Raw genomic sequence first — 12072 nt, forward strand, 5'->3', positions numbered from 1 at the left:
CTCATTGCATCTGGGCGGGTTGCCGAGCGGCCCGCCGCTCGCGCGCCTCCGCCCCGCGCGTGCGCCTCCGCCTCCGACCGCGCGACCTCGCCCGCGCTCGTGACCCCACATCACGGGATTTGTGTGTGTTCGCGTCATTTGTGTGTGTTCTGCCACATACAAATGACGCGGAGGCACACACTTGGCGAGGTTAGGCGTCCGGAGAAGTTAGCGCGTCCGGCGAAGTGGGTGCGCGTGGGGCGCGCGAGCGGGGCCGGCGGTGCTAGGCGAGCAGGTCGAGCAGCTCGTTGAACTTCGCACTCGGACGCATCACCGCGTTGGTTTTGCCGGTGTCGGGACGGTAGTAGCCGCCCAGCTCAACGGCGTGCCCCTGCACAGCCAGCAGTTCTTGGGCGATCGCGTCGCCATCTGCGGCGAAGGCGGCCGCCAGCGGCGCAAACTTTGCGGCCAGCTCGGCATCGTCGCTCTGCTGGGCGAGCGCCTCAGCCCAATAGCGAGCGAGCCACAGGTGCGAACCGCGGTTGTCGATCTCGCCGGCCCTGCGCGAGGGCGAGCGGCCCTCATCCAGCAACCGTTCGGTGGCGGCATCGAGCGTGTCGGCAAGCACACCCGCCGCAGCGTTGCCGCGCTGCGACTCGAAACGGAACGACTCGGCCAGCGCCATGAACTCACCCAGCGAATCCCAGCGCAGGTGGTTCTCGGCCACCAGCTGCTCGACGTGCTTCGGCGCTGAGCCACCGGCACCGGTCTCAAACAGACCACCACCGTTCATCAGCGGCACCACCGACAGCATCTTCGCCGAAGTGCCCACCTCGAGAATCGGGAATAGATCGGTGAGGTAGTCACGCAGCACGTTGCCGGTCACCGAGATGGTGTCTTCGCCGCGACGGATGCGCTCCACCGAGAACTTCGTAGCCTCGATCGGCGAGAGGATGCGGATATCTAGCCCCTCGGTGTCGTGCTCACCGAGGTACTCGTTTACCTTGGCGATGAGGTTGCGGTCGTGTGCGCGGGTTTCGTCGAGCCAGAACACTGCCGGGGTGTTCGACAGGCGGGCGCGGGTGACCGCCAGTTTCACCCAGTCGCGAATCGGTGCATCCTTGGTTTGGCAGGCGCGCCAGATGTCGCCAGCGGCGACCTCATGTGACATGAGCACTTCACCGGCCGAGTTCACCACTTCGACGCGGCCATCGGCGGCAATTTCGAAGGTTTTGTCGTGCGAGCCGTATTCCTCGGCCTTCTGCGCCATCAAGCCAACGTTCGGCACCGAACCCATCGTGGCCGGATCGTAGGCGCCGTTGGTCTTGCAATCGTCGATTACGGCCTGGTAGACACCGGCGTATGACGAGTCGGGGAGCACAGCGATCGTGTCGTCTTCTTCACCCTGCGGGCCCCACATCTTGCCACCGATACGAATCATGGCGGGCATGGATGCATCCACAATCACGTCGCTGGGGACGTGCAGGTTGGTGATGCCCCTGTCGCTGTTCACCATGGCCAGGCGTGGACCGTCAGCGTAGCCGCGTTCGATTGCGGTGAGGATTTCGTCGCGTTCGGGCAGGTTTTCAACACCGGCGATGATGCTCGCGAGGCCGTTGTTAGGTGAGAGACCGGCGGCGGCGAGCACATCCCCGTAGGTGTCGAACAGGTCGGGGAAGTAGGCGCGCACCACGTGGCCGAAGATGATTGGGTCGCTGACCTTCATCATGGTGGCCTTCAGGTGGGTTGAGAACAGCACGTTCTCTGCTTTGGCGAGCGCAACCTGGGCACGCAGAAACTCGTCGAGTGCGGCGGCGCGCATCACTGTCGAATCGATAACCTCACCGGCGAGCACGGCGAGGTCGCTCTTGAGCACGGTAGTGTTGTCTGCGGCGTCGATATGGCGGATGGTTAGGGTGTCGTCGGCGGGCATCACCACCGACTGCTCATTCGAACGGAAGTCGTTGTTGCCCATGGTTGCAACGCGCGTCTTCGAAGTGCTGACCCACGTGCCCATCGAGTGCGGGTGCTTGCGGGCAAAGTTTTTCACTGCGCTGGGTGCGCGGCGGTCGCTATTGCCCTCGCGCAGCACCGGGTTCACGGCCGAGCCCTTGATCTTGTCGTAGCGGGCCTGCACCTCGGGTGAGGCGTCGTAGTCGGGCACCGCGTAGCCCTGCGATTGCAGTTCGGCGATGGCGGCCTTCAGCTGCGGAATCGAGGCCGAGATATTCGGCAGTTTGATGATGTTGGCCTCGGGAGTTTTGGCGAGGGCGCCGAGTTCGGCGAGGGCGTCACCGATGCGCTGTGATTCGTCGAGTGCCTCGGGGAAGTTGGCGAGGATGCGGCCGGCGAGCGAGATATCGCGGGTGTCGACCTCAACGCCTGCCTGCCGTGCGTATGCCTGCACGATCGGCAAGAACGAGTGGGTGGCAAGGAAGGGGGCCTCGTCAGTGTAGGTGTAGATGATCTTCGCCATTAGCGTGCGCTCCAATCGTGATCACAGAAAGCGGTGGGTCGGGATGCTGTCATCGCCCCAGCCGGTTAGCTCTATCGAACCAAAACCGGTTCGGTGCCAGCTGACGATTCGAGCAGCCGAGCCGACAAACTCTCTTGATATCGAGATTTCTCTTCGAGTCTAGCGACCTCGAACTTCACGACGGTGAACAGTGCGCACGTGGTACTCCAGCACCGCGATAGGCCGGGCTGGGCTAGTTTGCCAGCCCGAACGAATGCTCAACCGCTCGCCGCCAGCCCGCCACCAGGCGCTTCCGCTCGGGATCAGACATTTGCGGGGTGAAACGGCGATCTTCCCGCCACAACCCGCTCAGCTCATCCAGCGACTGCCAGAACCCCACCGCGAGCCCGGCTGCATAGGCAGCACCGAGGGCGGTAGTCTCGACCACCTCGGGGCGCACCACCGCAACATCCAGCACATCCGCCTGGAACTGCATGAGCATATTGTTCACGGTCATACCGCCATCGACGCGCAGCTCGGTAAGCGGCACCCCGGCATCGGCATCGCAGGCGCGCAGCACATCCAACACCTGGTAGGCGGTCGATTCGAGTGCCGCGCGGGCAATATGGCCGCGGTGCACATAGCCGGTGAGCCCCGTGATGACGCCGCGCGCATCCGGTCGCCACCAGGGCGCAAACAATCCCGAAAACGCGGGCACGATATAGCAGCCGCCGTTGTCGGCAACCGAGCTTGCCAGCGGCTCAATTGCCGCCGACGAGTCAATTACTCCGAGATTGTCGCGCAGCCACTGCACCAGCGAACCGGTCACCGCTACCGAACCTTCGAGCGCATACACGGGTGCGGCTTCACCGAGCTGATAGGCCACGGTGGTGAGTAGGCCGTGCTCAGACCGCACCGGTGTTTCACCGGTGTTATAGAGCAAGAACGAGCCGGTGCCGTAGGTATTTTTCGCCGATCCGGCAGTAAACGCCGCCTGCCCGAAAGTTGCGGCCTGCTGGTCGCCCAAAATGCCGGCGATGGGAGTGCCGTGCACAAGTGACTGTGCGGCAGCGGTGCCGTACACCTCACTCGACGAGCGAATCTCGGGCAAGATCTCGGCCGGAATATCGAAGATCTCGAGCAGTTGCGCATCCCACTGGCAGCTGTCGATGTTCATCAATAGTGTGCGTGAGGCGTTGGTGACGTCGGTGGCGTGCACCCCGCCGTTGACTCCGCCGGTGAGGTTCCACAGCAGCCACGAGTCGACAGTGCCGAACATGAGCTCGCCCGCGCGAGCTCGTTCGCGCAGCTGCGGATCGTGCTCGAAAAGCCACACGAGTTTGGTTGCCGAAAAATAGGTGCTGGGGAACAGTCCGCTGCGCTCGCGGATGCGGTCGGCTTGCGGTGCGAATCGTTGCACGACGGCCTCGGTGCGGGTGTCTTGCCACACGATTGCCGGATGCACCGGCAGCCCGGTTTGACGGCTCCACAGCACTGTGGTTTCGCGCTGGTTGGTGATGCCAACGGCGGCGAGATTCGCGGCGGTGATCTCGGCGGCGCCGAGTGCGAGCCCGATCACCTCGCGCACATTGCGCCAGATTTCGAGCGCGTCGTGTTCGACCCATCCCGGATTGGGGAAGTGCTGGGCGTGTTCGCGCTGGCCGGTGCCACGGATGCGTCCGGTGCGGTCGAAAATAATGGCTCGCGACGACGTTGTGCCCTGGTCGATAGCGCAGATGAACTCGCTCATTTTTCTAGTTTGACAGGTGAAGCTCGTCCCTGCGTCAGCGGCAGCGAGGTGGGTCGATGCCGGTTCTGTCTCCTCGCAGTAGTGGACGGGATACCCTAGAAGGGTGAGTGAAATTGAGATCGGCCGCGCCAAGCGTGCCCGCCGCGTGTACTCGTTCGACGATGTTGCGATTGTGCCCTCGCGCCGCACACGTGATCCGCAGGACGTGAGCACCGCGTGGAAGATCGATGCGTTCAACTTCGACGTGCCGTTTATGGCCGCACCGATGGACTCGGTGATGAGCCCCGCAACCGCGATAGAGTTTGGCAGGCTTGGTGGCCTTGGTGTGCTCGACCTCGAGGGGTTGTGGACCCGTTATGAAGACCCTGAGCCGCTGCTGGCTGAAATCGCCGACCTGCCGATCAAGCAGGCGACCGCACGTATCCAGCAGATCTATGCCGAGCCGATTAAGGGCGAGCTCATTAAGGCTCGGCTGCAGCAGCTGCGTGAAGCCGGTGTGGTGGTGGCTGGTGCGCTCTCGCCGCAGCGCACGCAAGATCACTACGAAGATGTGCTCGCAGCCGGTGCCGATGTTTTCGTTATCCGTGGCACGACCGTTTCGGCCGAGCACGTGAGCCAGACCAAAGAGCCGCTCAACCTCAAGAAGTTCATTTACGAGCTCGACACCCCGGTCATCGTGGGCGGTGCTGCCAGCTACACCTCGGCACTGCATCTGATGCGCACTGGCGCGGCCGGTGTGCTTGTAGGGTTCGGCGGCGGTGCGGCCTCGACCACGCGCCGTGTGCTCGGCATCCAGTCGGCCATGGCAACTGCGGTTGCCGATGTGGCCGGTGCTCGTCGCGACTATATGGATGAATCGGGCGGCCGCTATGTGCACGTTATCGCCGACGGCGGCGTGGGCACTTCAGGTGACATTGTGAAGGCCATTGCCTGCGGCGCGGACGCGGTAATGCTCGGCACCGCGCTAGCACGCGCCAACGAAGCTCCCGGACGCGGCTGGCACTGGGGTGCTGAGGCACGTCACGAGCGTCTACCGCGCGGGCACCGAGTAGAGGTTGGGGCGGCCGGCTCGCTCGAACAGATCGTGACAGGCCCGGCCTCGCAGGCGCTTGGTGAATCGAACCTCGTTGGGGCGCTGCGCAGCGCCATGGCCAATTGTGGTTACACCGACGTGAAGTCGTTCCAGCGCGCAGATATCGCCATCGTCGGTAACTAGGTGAGCGGCATGCTGCGTACCGCGCTGCGGCCGAAGTGGTTGGCGCTACTTGTGGCCGTATTGCTCACCTGCGCGTTTTTTGCCTGGCTGAGCTGGTGGCAGCTGACCTCGGCATTCGACAGCGCGCGGGCACCGGTTGCCGCTGAGGAATACCAGCGCGAGACGCCGCTTGGTGAACTGCTCACCCCCGGTAGTGGGATCACCGAGGAGGCCGCCGGGAGAATGGTCGCGGTTGAGGGCTGGCTGGATGGCCGCGACACGGCCGTTGTTGCGGGTCGGCTGCAAGACGGTGCCGAAGGCTATTGGTTGATGGCGCGGCTGATCGTCGCCGATGCTGAACCGGTCTTGGGTGCCGAGATCGACGCTCCCGAAACGGTAGCTGGCCTGCATCCGAGCATCCCCGTGGCAATTGGCTGGGTTGCCGACCGCGACCGGGCGCAACAAATCGCGGCAGGCCTCTACGACCTCGTGCCGCCCGCAGGCGACGAGGCAGAGACGGTGCGGGTGGTGGCCCAGCTGCAGCCACCGGCCGAACCGCGACCCGCGAGAAAGGCCGCCGACCCGCAAACTGTGTTGACGCTCTCGCCGGGGCAGCTGATCAACCTGTGGTCAGAACCGTCGCCCGGGTATTATTCGGCCACGCTGGTGAGCGCAGATATCACTCCAGGGCTCTCACTGCCGAACGATGTCGAAGCGATCACCCTGGTTGGTGTCGACCAGAGCCTGCAACTCAACCTGCTCAATATCTTCTACGCCATCGAATGGATCATATTCATCGGTATGGCGCTGTACATCTGGTGGCGTTTGGTGCGCGATGAATACCTGGCCGAGCGAGCTGCGCTGGCCGAAGCGCCCGAACGACTGGCAGCTGAAATTCGTCGCGAAAAGCTACTAGCGATTGCGGCGCAGCGCGCCGAGGCGACTGATCGAAAGGACGAGTTATGAGCGACCAGATCGACCCGCGCACGATCCCGCATCCGCGCGAGTTTGGCGCTATTCGGCGTTATCTCGGTTTCTACAAAATTACCGCGTGGATCACCGGTATTTTGCTGCTACTGCTGGTGGTCGAGATGGTGCTGAAGTACGCCTTCCACCTCGAGATCGAGCTATTGGGGCCGTTTGGGTTCATCACCACGGTGCCTGAAAACACGGTCGTGGCGGTGAACCTATCGCGCTGGATTCTCATCATCCATGGCTGGTTCTACGTCGTGTATCTGATTGCCAGCTACCTTGTTTGGCAGCGGATGAAATGGGAACTGGGCTGGCTGCTGGCGATGGCAGGCGGCGGTGTAGTGCCGTTTCTTTCGTTCATCACCGAGGCGCTGATGGCCCGGCGCACAAAGCGGCAGTTGAGTGAATACGCCGAATACTGGGCGGTGCACGACAGTGAGCAAGACGAGCTTGATCGCATCGAGGCATCGCTGAGCGAAGCAGAACGCGCGGCGCTTGACGCCGAGGTCGCGGCCGAAGTGGAGCGTCGCGGCGGGGGAGCCACGGCCGACAAATAGGCCGCGAGGGTGGCCAGCGCGGCCACATGCGGGTAACTCATCGTTCGGAATAGAATGGCCGGGTGACTGCCCCAATTGTTACCGAATCCCGTCCGGTGCTCGTCGTCGATTTCGGCGCGCAGTACGCTCAGCTGATCGCGCGGCGCGTGCGTGAGGCCGGTGTCTACAGTGAGCTCGTGCCGAGCACCATCTCGGCCGCGCAGGTGCGTGAGAAGAACCCGGTGGCGATCGTGCTCTCGGGCGGCCCGTCGAGTGTCTACGCTGATGATGCGCCCGGTTTCGACTCGGAAATCTTTGCCCTCGGCATCCCCATGCTCGGGATCTGCTACGGGTTCCAAACCATGGCAACGGCCCTCGGCGGTGAGGTTGCCCGCACCGGCAAGCGTGAATACGGCTCAACCGCCGTGCGGCTTGAACCGGTTGCATCGACCCTGTTCGCCGACCAGCCGCACGACCAGATCGTGTGGATGTCGCACGGCGACTCGGTGGTTCGCGCACCCGAGGGGTTTAACGTGTTGGCCGCCACCGACGCGACGCCGGTGGCGGCGTTCGCCGACGAGCAGCGCAAACTCTATGGCGTGCAGTGGCACCCCGAGGTGCTGCACTCGCAGCACGGGCAGGAGCTCATCGAGGCGTTTCTGCACCGCTCGGCGGGGCTGCCTGCCGACTGGAGCGCAGCCTCGATCATCGATGAGCAGGTGGCACGCATCCGCGAACAGATCGGCGGCGATGAGGTGATTTGCGGACTTTCGGGCGGTGTCGACTCGGCGGTGGCTGCGGCGCTGGTGCAGCGTGCCGTGGGTGAGCAGCTCACCTGTGTGTTCGTCGATCACGGTTTGCTGCGTGCGGGTGAGCGCGAGCAGGTCGAGAACGACTTTGTTACGGCCACCGGCGTGCGCCTAGTGGTGGTGGATGCAGCCGACCAGTTCTTGAGCGAGCTCGCCGGCGTTACCGACCCAGAAACCAAACGCAAGATTATCGGTCGCGAGTTCATTCGCGTATTCGAGAAAACGGCCGCCGAACTCGTTGCCGCCTCGCGCACCGATGACATCCCTGGTGAGATCAAGTTTCTCGTGCAGGGTACCCTCTACCCGGATGTTGTCGAATCGGGTGGCGGCACCGGCACCGCCAACATCAAATCGCACCACAATGTTGGCGGGCTTCCCGAAGACATGAAGTTTGCACTCGTTGAGCCGCTACGTGCCCTGTTCAAGGATGAGGTGCGGGCGATTGGTCGCGAACTCGGAGTTCCTGAGGTGATCGTCGCCCGGCAGCCGTTCCCCGGCCCTGGCCTTGGTATCCGCATCATCGGTGAGGTGACTCGTGAGCGCCTCGACCTGCTGCGTGAGGCCGATGCCATTGTGCGTGAAGAGCTCACCGCCGCCGACCTCGACAGCCAGATCTGGCAGTGCCCGGTGGTGCTGCTCGCGGATGTGCGTTCGGTGGGTGTGCAGGGTGATGGTCGCACCTACGGGCATCCGATCGTGCTGCGTCCGGTCACGAGCGAGGATGCGATGACCGCCGACTGGTCGCGGCTGCCCTACGAGGTGCTCGCGCGCATTTCGAACCGCATCACCAACGAGGTGGATGGCGTCAACCGCGTAGTGCTCGACGTCACCTCGAAGCCCCCGGGCACTATCGAGTGGGAGTAGCCAAGCGGGCGGCCTGCGGGCCGCTTTCTTGGTTGGGGTGTCGGATCAATGTCGCCGCGCGAGTGTCGGCTGCTGCCGGCAGCTTAATCGGCAAATAGCCGGGGCAGTGTGTCACCGATGCTTGTGTGCAGTTCGATCACACCGTCGACGTGCTCATAGCCGGTGGCGTCCCGATTCACGATCACCACGGGCTTGCCGAGTGTCAGACAGCGCTGGGGAATCGCTGCAATCGGGTATACCACCAGCGAGGTGCCGAGCACGAGCAACGCATCCGCATCGTCAGCCAGCTCAAACGCCGCATCAACATTCGGCAGTGCTTCTCCGTAGAGCACCACATCGGGGCGCAGCAGTCCGCCGCAATCGCAGCGGAACGGCACCTGCGGCCGCAGCTGCTCGGTGGCATCGGCGCCGCGGCCGCAGTCGGTGCAATAGAACCGGGCGAGCGAACCATGAGCCTCTAGCACCCGCTGTGAACCGGCTGCCGCGTGCAGGCCGTCAATGTTTTGGGTGATGATGCCACTTACCCGCCCTCGCTGTTCGAGTTTTGCCAGCAGCCGATAGGCGGCATCGGGTTGCACCCCTTGAAAGTTGAGATTGGTGCGTACATAGTCGAAGAACAATTCGGGATGCGTGTCGAGACAGTTGATCGAGAGCAGGTATTCGGGCGGGTAGTCGCTTCTGCGGCTGTAGAGCCCGGTGGTCGAACGAAAATCGGGGATGCTCGCCTCAGTCGACATTCCCGCGCCGGTCAAAACAGCGATCTGCTCCGCTGCCGCGAGCGTCTGTCGCGCCCGCGTGAGTTTATCGCTCATCGAACCTCCGGTTCCGTGTCAATACCGACATTGTCGTGCCTCAGGCTCGGGGCCGTACCGAAACCGCGAGTGTAGAGTTGATCGGGTGAAAGCAATTCGTGCTGGTTATACCCGTCGTCCGTGGATTGCGCTCTTGCTCGACGCTGCAGCCGTCATCTTCTTCGCCACCAGAGGCCGCGCGAGCCATCACCTCGGCACCGGGATAGTCGAGATCTTGCTTACCGCGATGCCGTTTTTGATTGCGTTGGCGGTCGCATGGACGTTTGTTGGGTTTGCGGGCCAGCTGCGGAAGGTGTTGCTCGCTCCAACAAGAATTTGGGTGGCTGGCGTGTTCATCTGGGTCATGACGGTGTTCGGCGGTGTTGCTATTCGCCTGATGACCGGTGATACCGCCGCCATGCCGTTTGTTTGGGTGACGGCTGGCCTGCTTGGCGCACTTTTCTTGCTGCCGAGGCTCGTGTTGCACAGTGACCGTGCCTTTACCGAGTGGGTGAGCGAGCGCGACGGGAAGTCAGCCTGAGGCATGACCCGACCTTGCACAGCGTCATGCTGTGGGCGAACACTGTTGCGAGCTGAATAATTCAGGCAGATTTTTTGGGGAACGATCCGTAGACTGGGCGCAAGCTTTTGCCATGACTATGCTTGGAGGCCCCTTCAATGGCTAACGCAGCGCTCGAGCGCAACCCCTATTTCAACGGCACTGCCTCACAGCAGCCCACCTACGCCGCGCAGCCGCAGTCGGCTCCCGGCTGGCAGCAACCCGGAGCACCGGGCGCTCCGCAATACGGTGCTCAGCCCGGCTGGCAGCAACAGCAGCCCGGCTGGCAGCAACCTGGCCCACAGCAGCAGTATGCTCCTTCGGCGGATGCGTTGAACCACCAATACGGTATGCCCGCAGCTTCGGCCGACCAGATGGACCGGATGAGCGTGGAAGACACGATCGCCAAGTCGGCGATGCTGTTCGGTATCGTGCTGGTCACGGCCGTCGTCAACTGGTTCATCACTATGGCTCAACCGGCAGTGGGCCTGGGCCTTGCTATCGGCGGTTCGTTCGCGGCACTCATCATCGGTCTGGTGCTCGCCTTCGGTAAGCAGGTGCGGGTGCCGCTGATCATGGTGTTCGCGGTTGCCGAGGGTGTGCTCGTGGGCGGCTACTCGGCCTATCTCGAGGCGTTCTTCCCGGGCGTTGTGATCCAGGCGGTGTTGGCAACCTTCGTGGTGGTTGGCGTCACGCTGGCACTGTTCATGTCGGGCAAGGTGCGCACCTCACCGAAGCTGACCAAGTTCTTCATGATTGCGGGGCTGAGCTACCTGGTGTTCTCGCTTTTGAACTTCGGGTTGATGGCGTTTAACGTGACTAACAATCCGTGGGGCCTTCGCGGTGTTGAGGTCTTTGGTATTCCGCTGGGTGTGTTCCTCGGTATTTTTGCGGTGGTGATGGGTGCGTACCTGCTGATCACCGACTTCGAGTTCATCCAGCAGGGGTCACGCAACGGTGCCCCGCGCGTGTACGGTTGGCTGGGTGCTTACGCGCTGGTGTCGACCGTGGTGTACATCTACCTCGAGCTGCTGCGATTGATCGCGATTTTGCGGTCGAACGATTAGCGCATCGGCGCATCCCAACTAGCGAGGGCGGCTACCCGAACGGGCGGCCGCCCTCGCGGTTTCCGGCACTGTATCTGCGTGGCTCGGAAGTTGAACATTCGGCTGACGTTCGGGAGCGGGTAACCGCCCCGTCACCCGCTGCCGGAACACTATTGGTGTGGCACGACCGCTCATCATTGGTCATCGCGGAGCGCCCTGTGCGGCACCCGAACATACTGAAGCAAGCTACCGCGCTGCGTTTGCCGCGGGAGTAGACCTCGTTGAACCCGATCTTGTAGTCAGCAAAGACGGCACCCTGGTGGTGCGTCACGAACCTGAGCTCGGGTCGACTACCGACGTCGCCGAACGGTTTGAATATGCGCGGCGGCACACTCGTAAACGCGCCGGCCGCATCGCCGAAACCGGTTGGTTTGCTGAAGACTTCACGCTGGCTGAGCTGCGCACCCTGAACGCCCGTGAACGTCTGCCGCAGCTACGTCGTGACAGTGCGGTGGTCGGCGAGCACGCTCGCGGCACCCGACTCTCACAGATTCTTTCGCTGACCGATCTCGTGACGCTCACCGAGCTGACGGCACCGCAGGTGGGGCTCGTGATCGAGCTCAAACATGATGGCCGCACCCGGCGGCTGGGCTATGACTTTGCAGAATTGCTTGCTGAGCAGCTTGACGGACACTGGGATGCGTCACCGCTTCGGGATGTGCGCTGGGAGTGTTTTGAATACGGGTTGCTTGAGCGGATGCGCGAACAGAACCTGCCGGGTAAACGCATCCTGTTGATTGCACCGGCGGTGGCTGAACATGACGAGGCCGGGCCGGGGTGGTTGTCGGATGCGGCACTCGATCGCGTGGCCGCGCATCACCACGGCATTTCGGTGCATGTTTCGCAGCTCAGTAGCGGCCTGGTGCGGCGCGCGCATCAGCGCGGACTGGAGATTTTTAGCTACACGGTGCGGCCCGAGCCGCAGTTTTTGCCGCCGGCGTTTGGCGGTAGTGCCGTCGACCATCTGCACTATCTCGCCGAAACCGGCGTGGATGCGCTGTTCTGTGATGATCCGGCCGGCGCCATTGCCGCGCTCGGCGCCTAGGGATTGTGTCG

The 12072-nt window shown here is 63.1% G+C and carries 10 protein-coding genes; 7 read left to right on the forward strand and 3 right to left on the reverse strand.

Annotated features, from left to right (window positions below):
• Positions 1-262: 262 nt before the first annotated feature.
• Positions 263-2455, reverse strand: coding sequence for an NADP-dependent isocitrate dehydrogenase (locus RQ865_RS07625; RefSeq protein ID WP_311478602.1), 2193 nt, complete (start codon positions 2453-2455; stop codon positions 263-265).
• A 232-nt stretch (positions 2456-2687) separates the two neighbouring features.
• Entirely contained in the window at positions 2688-4184 is a 1497-nt protein-coding gene (glpK, locus tag RQ865_RS07630) for a glycerol kinase GlpK (protein WP_311478603.1), read from the reverse strand.
• Positions 4185-4287: 103 nt separating this feature from the next.
• Between glpK and RQ865_RS07635 the strand changes: the two genes are divergently transcribed.
• From RQ865_RS07635 to guaA, 4 genes are all read left to right on the forward strand, one after another.
• Positions 4288-5400, forward strand: a complete 1113-nt coding sequence (locus tag RQ865_RS07635; protein ID WP_311478604.1) for a GuaB3 family IMP dehydrogenase-related protein — start codon at positions 4288-4290, stop codon at positions 5398-5400.
• Between the two features lie 9 nt (positions 5401-5409).
• The gene (locus RQ865_RS07640) at positions 5410-6345 is read left to right on the forward strand and encodes an SURF1 family cytochrome oxidase biogenesis protein (protein ID WP_311478605.1); all 936 of its coding nucleotides are present in this window, start codon (positions 5410-5412) and stop codon (positions 6343-6345) included.
• Complete coding sequence (locus RQ865_RS07645) at positions 6342-6908, forward strand: DUF3817 domain-containing protein (protein ID WP_311478607.1); 567 nt, start codon at positions 6342-6344, stop codon at positions 6906-6908. The genes RQ865_RS07640 and RQ865_RS07645 overlap by 4 nt, the downstream gene beginning before the upstream one ends.
• Positions 6909-6970: 62 nt before the next feature.
• A complete protein-coding gene (gene guaA / locus RQ865_RS07650) occupies positions 6971-8560 on the forward strand; it encodes a glutamine-hydrolyzing GMP synthase (RefSeq protein WP_311478608.1) in 1590 nt (529 codons plus the stop codon).
• Positions 8561-8643: 83 nt separating this feature from the next.
• Here the strand turns inward: guaA and RQ865_RS07655 are convergent, their stop codons facing one another.
• A complete protein-coding gene (locus RQ865_RS07655) occupies positions 8644-9372 on the reverse strand; it encodes an NAD-dependent protein deacylase (protein ID WP_311478609.1) in 729 nt (242 codons plus the stop codon).
• An 85-nt stretch (positions 9373-9457) separates the two neighbouring features.
• Here RQ865_RS07655 and RQ865_RS07660 point away from each other — a divergent pair, with 85 nt between their 5' ends.
• The 3 genes from RQ865_RS07660 (at position 9458) to RQ865_RS07670 (ending at position 12061) form a co-directional block, all read left to right on the forward strand.
• Positions 9458-9892 (forward strand): DUF3054 domain-containing protein, encoded by a 435-nt coding sequence (locus RQ865_RS07660; protein ID WP_311478610.1) that lies wholly within the window; start codon positions 9458-9460, stop codon positions 9890-9892.
• Positions 9893-10029: 137 nt separating this feature from the next.
• A complete protein-coding gene (locus RQ865_RS07665; RefSeq protein WP_311478611.1) occupies positions 10030-10977 on the forward strand; it encodes a Bax inhibitor-1/YccA family protein in 948 nt (315 codons plus the stop codon).
• A 157-nt stretch (positions 10978-11134) separates the two neighbouring features.
• On the forward strand, positions 11135-12061 hold the full coding sequence (locus RQ865_RS07670) for a glycerophosphodiester phosphodiesterase family protein (protein ID WP_311478613.1): 927 nt from the start codon (positions 11135-11137) through the stop codon (positions 12059-12061).
• Positions 12062-12072 lie beyond the last annotated feature (11 nt).

The organism is uncultured Gulosibacter sp. (assembly GCF_963509965.1).
Lineage (GTDB): Bacteria > Actinomycetota > Actinomycetes > Actinomycetales > Microbacteriaceae > Gulosibacter.

What these genes read in the sequence shown, in the direction of transcription:
- RQ865_RS07625 (WP_311478602.1), bottom strand. Translation starts at nt 2,455, where the DNA reads ATGGCGAAGATCATCTACACCTACACTGACGAGGCCCCCTTCCTTGCC.
- glpK (WP_311478603.1), bottom strand. Translation starts at nt 4,184, where the DNA reads ATGAGCGAGTTCATCTGCGCTATCGACCAGGGCACAACGTCGTCGCGA.
- RQ865_RS07640 (WP_311478605.1), top strand. Translation starts at nt 5,410, where the DNA reads ATGCTGCGTACCGCGCTGCGGCCGAAGTGGTTGGCGCTACTTGTGGCC.
- RQ865_RS07645 (WP_311478607.1), top strand. Translation starts at nt 6,342, where the DNA reads ATGAGCGACCAGATCGACCCGCGCACGATCCCGCATCCGCGCGAGTTT.
- RQ865_RS07655 (WP_311478609.1), bottom strand. Translation starts at nt 9,372, where the DNA reads ATGAGCGATAAACTCACGCGGGCGCGACAGACGCTCGCGGCAGCGGAG.
- RQ865_RS07665 (WP_311478611.1), top strand. Translation starts at nt 10,030, where the DNA reads ATGGCTAACGCAGCGCTCGAGCGCAACCCCTATTTCAACGGCACTGCC.